The organism is Sphingomonas aerophila (genome assembly GCF_014199305.1).
Lineage (GTDB): Bacteria > Pseudomonadota > Alphaproteobacteria > Sphingomonadales > Sphingomonadaceae > Sphingomonas > Sphingomonas aerophila.
The window spans coordinates 137594-149868 of sequence record NZ_JACIJK010000006.1 but is presented as its reverse complement, the minus strand read 5'-3'; the positions used below and the strand labels follow the sequence as shown (position 1 = coordinate 149868).

Annotated in this window: 20 protein-coding genes and 1 other RNA gene; 11 read left to right on the top strand and 10 right to left on the bottom strand. The window is 65.4% G+C overall.

From position 1 onward, the window contains the following. Positions 1–4 precede the first annotated feature (4 nt). The 11 genes from FHS94_RS10715 to FHS94_RS10665 all read left to right on the top strand — a co-directional run bounded on the left by FHS94_RS10715 (position 5) and on the right by FHS94_RS10665 (position 8606). Positions 5–448, top strand: a complete 444-nt coding sequence (locus tag FHS94_RS10715) for a M67 family metallopeptidase (RefSeq protein ID WP_343055244.1) — start codon at positions 5–7, stop codon at positions 446–448. A gap of 3 nt (positions 449–451) precedes the next feature. Next, positions 452–1123 (top strand): histidine phosphotransferase family protein, encoded by a 672-nt coding sequence (locus tag FHS94_RS10710; RefSeq protein WP_184057627.1) that lies wholly within the window; start codon positions 452–454, stop codon positions 1121–1123. 50 nt (positions 1124–1173) lie between these two features. Further along, entirely contained in the window at positions 1174–3489 is a 2316-nt protein-coding gene (locus FHS94_RS10705; protein WP_184057625.1) for a chemotaxis protein CheA, read from the top strand. Further along, entirely contained in the window at positions 3489–3926 is a 438-nt protein-coding gene (locus FHS94_RS10700; protein WP_184057623.1) for a chemotaxis protein CheW, read from the top strand. The genes FHS94_RS10705 and FHS94_RS10700 overlap by 1 nt, the downstream gene beginning before the upstream one ends. Before the next feature lie 83 nt (positions 3927–4009). Next, positions 4010–4375, top strand: a complete 366-nt coding sequence (locus FHS94_RS10695) for a response regulator (protein ID WP_184057621.1) — start codon at positions 4010–4012, stop codon at positions 4373–4375. 88 nt (positions 4376–4463) lie between these two features. After that, positions 4464–5507 (top strand): chemotaxis protein CheB, encoded by a 1044-nt coding sequence (locus FHS94_RS10690; protein ID WP_184057974.1) that lies wholly within the window; start codon positions 4464–4466, stop codon positions 5505–5507. Next, entirely contained in the window at positions 5507–6367 is an 861-nt protein-coding gene (locus tag FHS94_RS10685) for a CheR family methyltransferase (RefSeq protein WP_184057619.1), read from the top strand. The genes FHS94_RS10690 and FHS94_RS10685 overlap by 1 nt, the downstream gene beginning before the upstream one ends. 38 nt (positions 6368–6405) lie before the next feature. Further along, positions 6406–7095, top strand: coding sequence for an N-acetylmuramoyl-L-alanine amidase (locus tag FHS94_RS10680; RefSeq protein ID WP_184057617.1), 690 nt, complete (start codon positions 6406–6408; stop codon positions 7093–7095). 10 nt (positions 7096–7105) lie between these two features. Beyond that, positions 7106–7499, top strand: an RNA gene (rnpB, locus tag FHS94_RS10675) — RNase P RNA component class A. A gap of 232 nt (positions 7500–7731) precedes the next feature. Next, positions 7732–8268 (top strand): J domain-containing protein, encoded by a 537-nt coding sequence (locus FHS94_RS10670; RefSeq protein WP_184057615.1) that lies wholly within the window; start codon positions 7732–7734, stop codon positions 8266–8268. Continuing rightward, complete coding sequence (locus FHS94_RS10665; RefSeq protein WP_184057613.1) at positions 8268–8606, top strand: (2Fe-2S) ferredoxin domain-containing protein; 339 nt, start codon at positions 8268–8270, stop codon at positions 8604–8606. Before FHS94_RS10670 ends, FHS94_RS10665 begins: the two co-directional genes overlap by 1 nt. A 41-nt stretch (positions 8607–8647) precedes the next feature. On the opposite strand, the gene FHS94_RS10660 is transcribed toward FHS94_RS10665, so the two are convergent. The 10 genes from FHS94_RS10660 to FHS94_RS19670 form a co-directional block, all read right to left on the bottom strand. Beyond that, positions 8648–9055 carry a SufE family protein gene (locus FHS94_RS10660; protein ID WP_184057611.1) on the bottom strand — a complete coding sequence of 136 codons (408 nt, stop codon included), beginning with the start codon at positions 9053–9055 and terminating at the stop codon, positions 8648–8650. Between the two features lie 72 nt (positions 9056–9127). Further along, positions 9128–9370, bottom strand: a complete 243-nt coding sequence (locus FHS94_RS10655; RefSeq protein ID WP_184057609.1) for a hypothetical protein — start codon at positions 9368–9370, stop codon at positions 9128–9130. Positions 9371–9385: 15 nt separating this feature from the next. Continuing rightward, entirely contained in the window at positions 9386–9619 is a 234-nt protein-coding gene (locus tag FHS94_RS10650) for a hypothetical protein (RefSeq protein ID WP_184057607.1), read from the bottom strand. A gap of 23 nt (positions 9620–9642) precedes the next feature. Continuing rightward, complete coding sequence (locus FHS94_RS10645; protein ID WP_184057605.1) at positions 9643–9909, bottom strand: hypothetical protein; 267 nt, start codon at positions 9907–9909, stop codon at positions 9643–9645. Positions 9910–9920: 11 nt separating this feature from the next. Next, positions 9921–10220, bottom strand: coding sequence for a hypothetical protein (locus FHS94_RS10640; protein WP_184057972.1), 300 nt, complete (start codon positions 10218–10220; stop codon positions 9921–9923). A 38-nt stretch (positions 10221–10258) separates the two neighbouring features. Further along, on the bottom strand, positions 10259–10552 hold the full coding sequence (locus FHS94_RS10635) for a hypothetical protein (RefSeq protein WP_246348577.1): 294 nt from the start codon (positions 10550–10552) through the stop codon (positions 10259–10261). 36 nt (positions 10553–10588) lie between these two features. Beyond that, complete coding sequence (gene pspC / locus FHS94_RS10630) at positions 10589–10972, bottom strand: envelope stress response membrane protein PspC (protein WP_184057600.1); 384 nt, start codon at positions 10970–10972, stop codon at positions 10589–10591. Between the two features lies 1 nt (position 10973). After that, positions 10974–11267: an envelope stress response membrane protein PspB gene (gene pspB / locus FHS94_RS10625; RefSeq protein WP_184057598.1), complete on the bottom strand. Its 294-nt coding sequence runs from the start codon at positions 11265–11267 to the stop codon at positions 10974–10976. A 4-nt stretch (positions 11268–11271) separates the two neighbouring features. Continuing rightward, entirely contained in the window at positions 11272–11940 is a 669-nt protein-coding gene (gene pspA / locus FHS94_RS10620; protein WP_184057970.1) for a phage shock protein PspA, read from the bottom strand. A 74-nt stretch (positions 11941–12014) separates the two neighbouring features. Further along, entirely contained in the window at positions 12015–12146 is a 132-nt protein-coding gene (locus tag FHS94_RS19670) for a hypothetical protein (protein ID WP_281396882.1), read from the bottom strand. Positions 12147–12275: the final 129 nt, after the last annotated feature.

Sequence of the window (12275 nt, the reverse complement as noted above, 5' to 3'; positions counted from 1 at the left end):
TATGGTGGCGAACGTTGCGATTTCAACCGAACTGCTGGCCCAAATCGTAGCGCACGCGCAGCAATCGCCGTTTGCGGAGGTCTGTGGTCTGTTGTTCGGCACGCCCGATGTGATCGATGCGCTGGAACGCTGCACAAATGTCGCGGCGGAGCCTGCACGTCGGTTCGAGATCGACCCGGCGCAGTTGCTTGCGGCCCACCGCCGGTCCCGCGCCGGTGGGCCGGTGGTCATCGGCCACTACCATTCGCATCCGAGCGGCAGGGCGTGGCCATCCGCCACCGATGCTGCAGATGCCGTTGCTGACGGCTCCGTCTGGCTGATTGTCGCGGGATTTGATGTCACGGCATGGCGCGCCGTTGCAAATGGCGCGGTCGAGGGGCGCTTTGACCCGCTTGCCTTGCGCATGGGCGCGTCCGTCGCCAGAAACGCCGATGTTGAGGAAAGGTAATCCATGCCCGTCACCGCTGTCGATTTCGCAAGCCTGTTGTGTTCGCGACTATGTCACGACTTGCTCTCGCCAGTTGGCGCACTGAACAACGGTTTGGAGCTATTGGCGGATGAAACCGACCCGGCGATGCGTGCACGCGTCACCGAGCTACTCCATGAAAGCGCGCGGGCTTCCGCAGCCAAGCTCAAATTCTTCCGCCTGGCGTTCGGTGCCGGCGGCGGTTTCGGCGAGCTGGTGGACGTGCGCGAAGCACGCGCGGCGATCGAGGCGCTGCTGGCGGACGCCAAGCGGACCGAGCTTGGCTGGCTGATCGAAGATGATCAACTGCCCAAGGCAGCGATCAAGGTTCTGCTCAACCTCGCGCTGATCGCCAACGAAGCACTGGTCCGTGGCGGCAAGCTCGATATCGGCGCCGAAGTGAACGGCGAAGGCGATGCCGCCATGGTGGAAATAGTGATTCGTATCGAGGGGCCACGCATCCTGCTCGACAGCGGCATCTCCGCGGTGCTGACCGGCGGTGAGGGAGGTGAGCCGATCACTTCGCGCACCGCGGCGGCGCTGATGGTCCACAACATCGTCGCGTCGGGCGGTGGGCGCGTGCTGGTTTCGGCGAGCGACGAACCGGTCACCGTGTTCGGTGCGACCTTTCGTGCCGGAATGCCCAGCGCCGAATGAGCGGCGGGGGTAAACCGCGCTTTAACCCCGTCCGGGGCAGGACGGGCATCATGGATGACCTGCTTCAGGAATTCGTCGCCGAAACCCGTGAAACGCTGGAAGCGTTGGCGGGCGAGATCGTCGCGTGGGAAGCGCAACCAGCCGACCGCGCTCGACTGGATGCGATTTTCCGCTTCGTTCACACGGTAAAGGGTAGCTGCGGTTTTCTGGACCTGCCCCGCCTTGCCCGCCTCAGCCATGCAGCGGAGGATGTGCTGGCTGCGGTGCGGGATGGCCAACGCATTCCCGACACGGCGCTGGTCAATGCGGTCCTCGCCATCGTTGATCGAATCGGGGAGATCGTGGAAGCGATCGACGCCGGTGTGTCGCTGGACGACACCTCCGAGGACCTGCTGATTGCGGCGCTGGCAGAAAATGCCGCGCCGGCGTCCGCGCCTGCGTCGGCAATGGGACATCGTGCCCCTGCGCGTTCGGTCCGGCTCAACGTCGAACTGCTCGACCGCATGATGAGCGGCATGTCCGACATCGTGCTGGCACGCAACGAACTCGCGCGTCGGTTGCGCGACGACGATGTGGACCCGCGGGTCGAGGCAGCGCTGGAGCGCTTGTCCGGAACTGTCGCGGAAATGCGCGACACCGTGACCCGCACGCGCATGCAGAAGATCGATGCGTTGTTCTCCGCGCTGCCCCGCATGGTGCGCGACACGGCGGCCGAGCTCGGCAAGGCGGTGGCCCTGACGTTGGAGGGGTCGGACGTCGAGCTCGACCGCGAGATGATCGAGATGATGCGCGATCCTCTGGTGCACATCATTCGTAACGCACTGGATCATGGCATCGAAGCGCCGTCTGTGCGTCGTAGCGCGGGCAAGCGCGAAACAGGGCGGCTGACCGTATCCGCGCGCCAGTCGGGCAATCAGATTCTGGTAGAGATTGCGGACGACGGGGCGGGCATCGACGTTGCCCGTGTTGCGGCAAAAGCGGTGAAGATGGGGCTGTACAGCGCGGCCGATGTCGACGCCATGAGTCAGGCCGCGCGCGAGGAACTGATCTTTGCCGCCGGCCTGTCGAGCAAGGATCTGGCCAGTTCAATATCCGGCCGCGGCGTCGGCATGGACGTCGTTCGCGCCAACATCGAACAGATTGGCGGGCGCATCTCGCTGACCAGTCGTCCGGGTCGCGGCCTGGTTATCACCATCCAGGTGCCGCTGACCTTGTCGATTATGCCGACGATCGTCATCGGTGCGGGCGGCCAGCGCTTTGCCCTGTCCCGCGCGAGCATCGACGAGATCGTGACCGCGCGGGGCGACACGGTGCGGATCGACGCCGTGGGTGATTCGGCCATTGCGACCGTGCGGGGCGAACGGCTGCCGCTGGTTCGCCTGTCGGCGCTGCTCGGCCTGCCACAAACGGGGGAGCCGGGGACGCTGGCAATCGTCGGCACCCGCGATGGCAGCTACGCGCTTGGCATCGACGCGGTGCTGGACACGGAAGAGCTGGTCATCAAGCCGGCTGCGCCCGCCGTGATGGCAACCGGCCTTTATGCCGGGCAGTCGCTGCCTGACAGCGGCCTGCCGATGCTGCTGCTCGATGGCGCGGGGGTTGCGACGGTGGCGGGCCTGCGGTTCGACAGGGCGATAGGGGCCGACGAACAGGCAGACACCGAAGCCGCGATACCGGCTGTGCCGGCGCTGCTGTTCGAGGACCTCGATGGCCAGCGCCGCGCGGTCCCGCTCGCTGCCGTCGACCGGGTCGAAACGGTGGAAGCATCGTCGATCCGACATGTTGGTGGCAGGCTGAGGTTGTCGGCGGACGGCGTCATTGTTCCCCTTTATTCTGTCGCCACCCTGGAGGGCCGGGCGAGCCTGCCCGTTCTTCGTCTTACCGACCGTGAGACGGACGTCGCCTATGCCATCGCTGAGCCGCTCGACATCGTGGATCTGCCCACAACGATGGCCTGCGCCAATGGGGCCGGCACGATCGCGGGCGTGGTGCTGATCGGGGAAGAGCCGGTGGAAGTGCTCGACCCGCTGGCCCTGTTCGCACAGGCAGAGCCGGAGCCTGCCGATCCCGCCTTGTGCCTCCTGCACGACGACGGCACCGGCTGGATGGACCAGTTCCTGCGCCCGACGCTGGAGGCCGCCGGCTACCGCTGCGTTGCTGCTGCCCCGGCAGGGCAGCGCCCGGCAATCGCCCTCAGCTTGGCGAGCGGCGAGCGCGGGGCCGGAGCAAACGACCCTGGCGTGCCGGTGGTCAGGTTGCGGCGGGAGCGCGCCGCCGCGAGGGAAGATACGACGGTGTATCGCTACGACCGTGCCGCCCTGCTCGCAGCAATGGCAGACACGATCGCCACGCGGAGGATCGGCTGATGGAACTCTATCTGATCGCTCACATCGCGGGTCGGGGCGTTGCCATACCCACCGAGCAAGTCGATTCGGTGGTGGACCTTGGCGACGTGGTCGCGGTGCCATGCGCGGTTTCATCCGTGCGAGGCCTGTCGGCCCTGCGCAGCCGCGTGCTGACCGTGATCGATACCGGCACCGCGCTGGGGATCGAACCGATGCCGGACAGTTGTCGGCGCGCGGTGATCACTCGCATCGACGGCCATCACTATGCCGTGCTGGTCGACAGCCTGGACGATGTCGCGCGGTACGAGCCGCTTTCGCTGTCGTCCGGCCTTTCGCTCCAGCATGGCTGGGCGAGCGCTGGCAGGGGCCTGGTCGATCGTGACGGTGACCCGTTGCTAGTGCTCGACCTCGCAGCGCTGGTGCCCGGGACGCACAAGATTTCCGCAGCAGCGGCGTAGAGGTTCTTGATTCTTCTTGGGGCTTAACGCGCTGCTTACTCCTATGCGCGCAAGAAGAGCCCCAGTCAGTAGAAGGTGTTTCGATGAAGACGTGCCTGGTGGTCGATGATTCGAAGGTGATCCGCAAGGTCGCCCGCCACATCCTCGAAACGCTCAACTTCGCGGTCAGCGAAGCGGCGGACGGGCGTGAGGCGCTGGATCATTGCATGGCGACCCCGCCCGACGTGATCCTGCTCGATTGGAACATGCCGGTGATGAGCGGCATGGAGTTCCTTCGCGCGCTGCGTGAAAGCTCGATCGCGGACAAGCCCAAGGTGGTGTTCTGCACGACCGAGAACGGCATGGCCCATATCCGCGCAGCGATCGAAGCCGGCGCGGACGAATATGTCATGAAGCCGTTCGATCGCGACACGCTGGAGAGTAAGCTCCAGATTGTCGGCATGGCCTGATCCAGGCACGCCGGTGAGCGCCGCCACCCATGCAGCCGCATCGCGCGGCCCGGCCTCGCTGCCCGCCGGTGACGTCGGTTCGCGTCGGGTGCTGGTGGTGGACGATTCGGCAGTCGCACGGGCGGTGATAGCGCGCACCCTTGAAGCGAGCGGAAGGTTCGTGGTGGCAGGGTCAGTGGCCAACGCCACGGCTGCGCTGGAATTCCTCGCTCGTGAGCGCGTGGATGCAGTGTTGCTCGACATTCAGATGCCAGGCGTTGACGGGCTGACGGCGCTGCCCGACTTGCTCGCCGCAACCGATGCGCGCGTCCTGATCGTGTCAGCGGCGGCGGGGGAAGGGGCGGTAGCTACTGTCCAGGCGCTGGCCCTTGGCGCGGCGGACACGCTGGTGAAACCGAGCAGCGGCGACAGCAGCGCCCGCTTCGGCGAACAATTGCTCGAAAAGCTTGATCGATTGGGCCAGCCCGCGAATCCGGTGCTTCCATCGCCAGCTCCGGTGCCGGCTCCGCTCCGTCTTTCCGAACGTCTTGCCAGCGCGGCCCTGGCTGCGCGGGACAATTTCGATGTGATTGCGATCGGTGCCTCAACGGGCGGCATTCATGCGTTGAGCGGCATGTTGAGGGCGCTGCCGGCCAGCGTCACTCAGCCGATCCTGATAACTCAACATCTCCCCGCGTCGTTCATGCCCTATTTCGCAGCGCAACTGACGTTGATTGCCGGGCGGCCCTGTGAGGTGGCAGTGGACAGGCTGCGCATGCGTCCGGGTCGGATGATCGTGGCGCCCGGCGATGCGCACCTCCGCTGCGTTCGACTTGCCGATGGCGGCGGCGCCGTCCGCCTGTCGAGCGAGCTGGTGACGAGCGGCTGCCTTCCTTCGGTTGATCCCATGTTCGCGTCCGTGGCCTCGGCGTTCGAGTCGCGGGTCCTGGCGATCGTGCTGAGCGGCATGGGGCGCGACGGCGCGGAGGGCGCTCGAGTCGTTCATGCCGCGGGCGGCTGTGTTGTGGTGCAGGATCAGCCATCCTCTACCGTGTGGGGCATGCCGGGCGCAGTGGCGGCGCTGGGCCTGGCCGATGCGGTGTTGGCTCCCGAAGCGATTGGCCGGCTGCTGGCTGGTGGACGGAGGCCCTGATGGCCAGTCAAGCAACCCCGCAGGCGTCACCGCCCGCTTCGCCCCAGGCGATCGCCGTGCTCACGCGGCTGCTGGAGGCGCGCACGGGTCAGCAGCTCGCCTCCGCTCGCGCGTGGCGAATCGACACCGCCCTGCGGCCGTTGATGCGCCTGCGTGCGCTGGAAACACTCGACCAGCTCGTTCACCTGCTGCTCGGGGGACAGGAGGCTGCGTTGTCGGATCAAATCGTTGACGCGTTGGTCAACAACGAAACATCGTTCTTTCGTGAATCGCCCGTCTTCGATTCCGTTGTGGAAGCAACAACGGCGCTGGAAGGCGAGGGCCGTCGGGCGCGCGTGTGGTGCGCGGGCTGCTCGACAGGGCAGGAGCCGTTGTCGCTCGCCATGTTGTTCGCTGAGCGTCGCGACAAGACCGGGCGTGGCATGCCTGAGATCCTGGGCACCGACGTGTCGGAGGGCGTGATCCATCGCGCACGCCAGGGCCGCTACAGCCAGTTCGAGATTCAGCGCGGGCTGCCGATCCGACGCGCGGTGACGTGGTTCGATGGCGATGCATCGGGCGAGTGGATCGCCAAGCCCGAGCTGCTGCGCCATGTGGCTTATCGACCGCTGAACCTGATGGGCGAAGGCTGGCCGATCGGCCGCTTTGACGTGATCCTGTGCCGCAACGTGCTGTTGTACCTGTCGGCGGAGGCGAAGGCGCTGATGTTCACGAGGTTCGCGGAGGTGCTGCGTCCCGGGGGGCTGCTGGTTCTGGGCGCGGGTGAGACGGTGATCGGGCAGACCGACCGTTTCCAGCCGAGCGCGCGTGTTCGCGGCTTTTACGAACCCGTCGTCGGGGGCGGTCGCGCCGTCGCCTGACGGTTTACTTTGCGGCGCGGCTCGCCGATCAGAGCAGCATGACGATCATCGACACGCCCTCGCCCAATTGGGACGAGCGCTCGCTCCCGATCTCGATGATCGTGCTTCATTATACCGGCATGCCGGATGCCGCCGGGGCCCTTGCGCGACTATGCGATGCAGAGGCCAAGGTGTCGTGCCATTATCTGGTCGATGAAGACGCAAGGGTGCACCGCCTGGTGCCTGAGGACCGGCGCGCCTGGCATGCGGGCCGCAGCCATTGGCGTGAGATCGACGACGTCAACTCCGCCAGCATCGGCATCGAGATCGTAAATCCGGGGCACGAGTGGGGCTACCGCCCATTTCCGGCCGAGCAGATCGCCGCCGTGATCGAACTGGTCGGCGACATCAAGGATCGTCACGGCATCAGTCGCGGCAACGTGGTCGGCCATTCCGATGTAGCGCCCGGACGCAAGCGCGACCCGGGTGAGCTGTTCCCCTGGCATAGCCTGGCGCGGCTGCGGCTCGCGCTGCCTCGACCGACGCGCAACCTGATGGACCCGGAGTGGACGGAAGCGGGGTTCTGCCTGGCGCTGGAGCGGTTCGGCTATGACGTCAGTGACCGCATGGCCGCGATCATGGCATTCCAGCGCCGCTTTCGCCCCGAACTGATCGACGGGGAAATCGATGCAGAGTGCCGCATGATCCTTCTCGCGCTACTGCTTCCCAAGCCGCAGGGTGACGAGTAAGGCGAACCGGCCAGAGGGTCGGGCGGCCGCGTCATGTGCAAACATGCCGAGGAAAGTCCGGGCTCCACGGAACAACGGTGCCGGGTAACACCCGGCGGGGGCGGCCAGTAATGGGCGCCTTCAGGGACAGTGCCACAGAGAGCAGACAAGCGACGGTTTCGGCCACGCGAAAAGTGAAAGGGTGCGGCAAGAGCGCACCGCGGTGCTGGCAACAGCATCGGCACGGCAAACCCCACCGGGAGCAAGACCGAATAGGGGCGGCATGGGGCCTTGTGCCCCGGGGCGTGTTCCCGCTCGCCGCCCGGGTTGGTTGCTAGAGGCGGCGCGCAAGCGTCGTCGGAGAGGAATGGTCGCCCAGTCCCTTCGGGGATGGACAGAACCCGGCTTACAGACCCTTTGGCACCCCAAGCGAGGCGGCTAGCAATGCTAGCCGCCGTTGCGCACAGCGTACGCGCCGGGCCTGCCAGCCTGCCGCGCTTGCGGAGGCCGACGTCACGGGGCGTCCGTCATGACGGCCCACGACAGCCGTCACGCCCGCCAGAACGACACTTGGTACTTCCGCCCCGCATCAAACGCGCGTCATCATCCCGCTACCCCCTTTAGCTTGCACGGCTTTCACCCTACATCGCGGCGTTCATGGCACGACCGACCCGATCACAGGACTGGGGCTTTCCCCGTTGGCGCGGCTATGGCTCCGCCAGGGAAGCAAAGCCCGTGCGCCTGTGCGACCGCCATGGCTGCGAGCAGCCCGGCGATTGCCCCGCTCCCAAATCGCCCAACAATCCCGACCGCTGGTATTTTTGCCGGGACCACGCGGCCGAGTACAACAAGGGCTGGGATTATTTCGCTGGTTTGGACGCGGAGGAGGCGGCTTCGCGCGAACAGGCGGAGCGGCGCGGTGCTTCCGCTTTTGCCAGCGCCAACCATTATGCCTGGGGTGGTCCGGGCGACGGCACCCGCTCGCGCGACGAAATGCGCGCGCTTGAAGCGCTTGGCCTGGAGTCAGACGCTGACTTCGCGGGTGTGAAGGCGGCGTGGCGGCGGCTGGCCAAGGAAAATCATCCGGACGTGCGGCCCGGTGATGCCAGTGCCGCCACGAAGTTCCAGCAGGTGCAGGCGGCGTACGAAGTGCTGCGCGCGGCCGAGGAGGCTCGCGAAGCGCGCCCGGCCTGATGCGGCAGGTCCGATCGCACTGGACGGGCGCGGTGCTCGTCTGCGGAAAATGCTCGAAAAAATTGGGCGGCGGGTTTGGCAGGAAGGGCAGGACGCCGCTCGCCAAGGCGCTTCGCCGTGCGCTGGGACTGGGCAAGGGCCGAAAAGCCACGCTGGGCGTGGTGGAAACGCAGTGCCTGAAGCTTTGCCCAAAGCTAGCGGTCGCAATGGTCGACACGCGGCGGCCTGGCGACTGGATGATCGTCCCGGAAGGAGCGGCTGTCGAGGACGTCCTTGATGCGCTAACGAGCGCCCCTGTGGTTCATGAACATGGCGCCGCGCTAGAAACGCGGTCGTAGGCCCGCCGCGCGTTTGCGGAAGCGCAGCCGTTCCGACCTATTCAGGCTGCGTAACGGGCGGCGGTTTCGCGGATCAGCGCAATCATATTGGGAATGCCCTGCGTCCGGTTGGAGCTGAGCTGCGCCTTCAGGTCGAACGGGGCCAAAGCGCCTTCAATGTCGGTGGCCGTGATTTCCGCAGGCGATCGGTCCTGAACCGTCAGCAGGACCAGGGCGATGATCCCCTTGGTGATCGCAGCGTTGGAGTCGGCCAGGAAATGGAGCGTCCCGTCCTCACGCCGCATCGGATATACCCATACGGAGGCGGAGCATCCCCGTACCAGCGTCGCGTCTGTCTTGAGCGCTGGCGGCATCACTTCCAGCCCACGCCCCAGATCAATCAGCAACCGGTAGCGGTCGTCGCCGTCGAGAAAGTCATATTCTTCATGCAAGTCAGCGAGGGTCGCCATAGCGCCGCCGGTACAGTGCCCCCGCCGCCGCCGCAACCGCTGCAGGGCCGGGCGGCAAGGAACGGCGATAGGTCATAGCTCGACGCCCGCCGCGATCGCCTCCAGCTTTCGGATTCGCTCACGTAGATCGGCCATCTCGATCCGGGCGCCCGCACTTGCCGCGCCCGTGGCGCCGGCCGCCCCGGCATGGCTGTGGTCGAGCTCCTGCCGCTTCAGCTGCAGCCAGCCGCGCCAGCCGGCAAGCCCTGCCGCGGTAACCATGCCAAGCCCGGTGATGGAAGCGCTGGCGAGCACAAGGTAAGCATTGGTGTCCATGGTTCCGCCTCCTTCTCAGCGGTCGCGAAGGCGCTCGATCTCACGATCGAGGTCGACGCTGGAATGACTGTCGGTGATGACGCGCTCCAGTACCTGGATGCGCTCCCTCAGCTGTTGCACTTCGCCCTGCAGGCGCATGGAGTCGGCGTTGTCGATCCCCGTGCCCCGATGAATACGGTGGCGACCGCCCAGCACTTTCCCCATCGTCACGATCAGAACGATCATGACGACCATCGCATAAACGCTCATGGGATCTTTCCCTTTTCCGGTGTTCAGTTCAGCGGGCGGTCGTCGCGCAGCCGCTCAATCTCGTCAGCTACTGCAATGCCGCGGTCGGTCACGATCCGCTCCAGCACTCGCACCCGCTGTTCCAGCCGTTCGGTTTGAGCGGCATATTGTGCCGCCTTTTCAGCGGTTGCGACCGAGTTCATCTCCATCTGGCGCTCTTTCAGGGCCAGCCAAGGCTTCACCACCACGCCGCAAATGATCGCCACGATCGGGATGATGAGGGCGAAGATCGGGATCAGGAGTGGGCTCATCGAAATTCTCCTCAGTTGGCCTTGAGGCGAAGCGCCTCGATATCGCGGTCGAGCTGATGGCTGCTGTCCGTCACGATCCGCTCAACATTGGCGAGCCGGTCCTTGATCGACCCAAGCTCGGCGCGCAGTTGCGCGTTCTCCTGACTCAGCAGCTTCACGCGCTCCACCGTTTCCTCGTTCTTCTGCGGGTAGATCGCCTGCCCCCATGCCCCGTCCAGCGGATAACCGTTCTTGATCCGCAGCCAGGTGGTCAGCACCCAACCGCCGACCGAGATGCCAACGATGATGCAGATCAGGGGAAAGAAGCCCATGATGATCTGGTAGGTTTCATGTGACACGACAGTTCTCCTCAGTCGCGTAGCGCGTCAATCTCCCGGGCGGTGCGGGCGGCGGGATCTGTGGCGATCCGCTCCAGCACACGCAGCCTTTCTTCCAGTCGACCGACTTGGCCGTTCAGCCGCTCGTTCTCCTGCGTCAGCAGCGCGATCTTGCGGTCTTCCCCCAAGTCATTCCCGTCGCCCCGCGACCGGCGCCGACCGCGACCTTCGTCCAGCGGATAGCCGTGCTTGGCGCGAACCCAGGTGCGAAAGGCGTGGCTGGCGCTGACCGCACCCACAATCCCCACCGGCACCATCCAGCCCATGTCCATCGAAAACCCCCTTCGATTGCGTGTGTTGCCTCAGCGCAGGCTGTCGATCTCGCTCGCCAGCTGCGTGTTGCGGCTGGTGTAGAACGTCTCGATATCCGCCAGGCGCTTGTCGAGTTCGCGGAACTTGGAGCGGACCTCAGCCGTGGAGCGCTTGGGATTGGTCCGAACGCCCTGCCAGAACTTGGCATCCTCCGGCGTGTCGTACAGGCCGGTCGGCTTAGCGCTCGCCATCCAGGCGACCAGAAAATAGGCCAGGGGAACCCATGGCATACCCACGCCTGACACGGTGAGCAGGACCACTGCCACGCGGACCCACAGTACCTCGATCCCGGTGTAGTCGGCGATGCCGGCGCAAACACCCTTGAACTTCTCGTTCTGCTTATCGAGGTAGAACTTGGTACGGCTCCCGCTCATCTCAGTTCCTCCGATCGATCGAATAGTTGCGACTGGTATTCTCGATCTGCCAATCCGTGGTGGCGTTCGACAGACCGGGACGGAAATCGGGATTGTCGGCGGCGACGATCCGTTCAACCGTGGTCACCCGGTCCTCCAGGCGTCTGGCGAGGTTGTACATCTCGTCCAGCAGACGCTCGTCTTCCTCGGTGATCTTGGGCGCCTGCCGCCACTTGGTAACGTAATGCATGATTAGCCAGGGCAGCCCGATGAACAGGGTGACGATGGCGATAAAGGGGACAACAACGTCTTCCATCGCGTCAGCCCTCCCGCTTCATCATGCGGGCCTTGAGCGCTTCCAGCTCGGCATCCACCTTGTCGCTGGCGCGCAGCTCGGCGATCTCGTCGTCCAGGCTCTTGACCACGCCCAGGCCCATCGCGTCGGCGCGACCTTCTGCCTCGTCCACCCGGCGCTCCAGCACGTCGAACCGGCTAAAGGCCTCGTTGGTCTTGGCACCCGCATACATGTCACGCAGGCGGAAGCGGTTGGTTGCGCTTTCCAGACGGGTCTGGACGTTGGCCTGCTTGACCCGTGCTTCGCGCAGCTTGTTCTGCAGCTTGGCGATGTCTTCTTCATTGGCGCGCAGCGCGTCGTCCAGGACCGAGATCTCCGCCTTGAGCTGATCGCTCATGTCGACCGCCTTGCCCTTTTCGACCAGCGCTGCCTTGGCCAGGTCTTCGCGACCCTTTGACAGCGCGAGCTCTGCCTTTTCCGTCCAGCTTTCCTGCAGCGCATCAAGCTTGACGACGTGGCGGCGCATCTCCTTCTGGTCGGCAATGGTGCGGGCGGCCGAGGCGCGCACCTCCACCAGCGTTTCCTCCATCTCCAGGATGATCATGCGGATCATCTTGGCGGGATCCTCCGCCTTCTCCAGCAGGTCCGCCATGTTGGCGGCGATGATGTCTCGGGTGCGGGAAAAGATGCCCATGATTGCGGGAACTCCTGGAACAAGGTTCGCCGGCGGTGCGGCGCGCGGCATCACTTCTACCGCAGAATGAGCGGTCATGCGACTGACCGCGTGGTGGCGGCAGCATCGACCTGTGCCGGCCCCACAGCGCTCAACACACAGGCCGAGCTCATCAGAACGGTGCAGAAGACGGCGGCAAGCTGGCGGCGGAGGTTGGTGCTGAACATGGCGGAAACTCCTCGAAGCGTGTGAACCGGGCCGCCCATCGGCGGGATGCCACATGCTTTGCATCCACCGTGCCAATTCTAGTTTTCACGTGTTTACAGGCGCTTGGCGCTGGGCAAGTCGGGAGGGGC

Bases quoted from the DNA above. Each gene is read 5' to 3' on its own strand.
- FHS94_RS19670 (WP_281396882.1), bottom strand. From the start codon at position 12,146: ATGTTCAGCACCAACCTCCGCCGCCAGCTTGCCGCCGTCTTCTGCACC.
- FHS94_RS10650 (WP_184057607.1), bottom strand. From the start codon at position 9,619: ATGAGCGTTTATGCGATGGTCGTCATGATCGTTCTGATCGTGACGATG.
- FHS94_RS10665 (WP_184057613.1), top strand. From the start codon at position 8,268: ATGCGGCAGGTCCGATCGCACTGGACGGGCGCGGTGCTCGTCTGCGGA.
- pspC (WP_184057600.1), bottom strand. From the start codon at position 10,972: ATGAGCGGGAGCCGTACCAAGTTCTACCTCGATAAGCAGAACGAGAAG.
- FHS94_RS10645 (WP_184057605.1), bottom strand. From the start codon at position 9,909: ATGAGCCCACTCCTGATCCCGATCTTCGCCCTCATCATCCCGATCGTG.
- FHS94_RS10700 (WP_184057623.1), top strand. From the start codon at position 3,489: ATGGAACTCTATCTGATCGCTCACATCGCGGGTCGGGGCGTTGCCATA.
- FHS94_RS10680 (WP_184057617.1), top strand. From the start codon at position 6,406: ATGACGATCATCGACACGCCCTCGCCCAATTGGGACGAGCGCTCGCTC.
- FHS94_RS10705 (WP_184057625.1), top strand. From the start codon at position 1,174: ATGGATGACCTGCTTCAGGAATTCGTCGCCGAAACCCGTGAAACGCTG.
- FHS94_RS10655 (WP_184057609.1), bottom strand. From the start codon at position 9,370: ATGGACACCAATGCTTACCTTGTGCTCGCCAGCGCTTCCATCACCGGG.
- pspB (WP_184057598.1), bottom strand. From the start codon at position 11,267: ATGGAAGACGTTGTTGTCCCCTTTATCGCCATCGTCACCCTGTTCATC.
- FHS94_RS10710 (WP_184057627.1), top strand. From the start codon at position 452: ATGCCCGTCACCGCTGTCGATTTCGCAAGCCTGTTGTGTTCGCGACTA.
- FHS94_RS10695 (WP_184057621.1), top strand. From the start codon at position 4,010: ATGAAGACGTGCCTGGTGGTCGATGATTCGAAGGTGATCCGCAAGGTC.
- FHS94_RS10670 (WP_184057615.1), top strand. From the start codon at position 7,732: ATGGCACGACCGACCCGATCACAGGACTGGGGCTTTCCCCGTTGGCGC.
- pspA (WP_184057970.1), bottom strand. From the start codon at position 11,940: ATGGGCATCTTTTCCCGCACCCGAGACATCATCGCCGCCAACATGGCG.
- FHS94_RS10635 (WP_246348577.1), bottom strand. From the start codon at position 10,552: ATGGGCTGGATGGTGCCGGTGGGGATTGTGGGTGCGGTCAGCGCCAGC.
- FHS94_RS10660 (WP_184057611.1), bottom strand. From the start codon at position 9,055: ATGGCGACCCTCGCTGACTTGCATGAAGAATATGACTTTCTCGACGGC.
- FHS94_RS10640 (WP_184057972.1), bottom strand. From the start codon at position 10,220: ATGGGCTTCTTTCCCCTGATCTGCATCATCGTTGGCATCTCGGTCGGC.
- FHS94_RS10685 (WP_184057619.1), top strand. From the start codon at position 5,507: ATGGCCAGTCAAGCAACCCCGCAGGCGTCACCGCCCGCTTCGCCCCAG.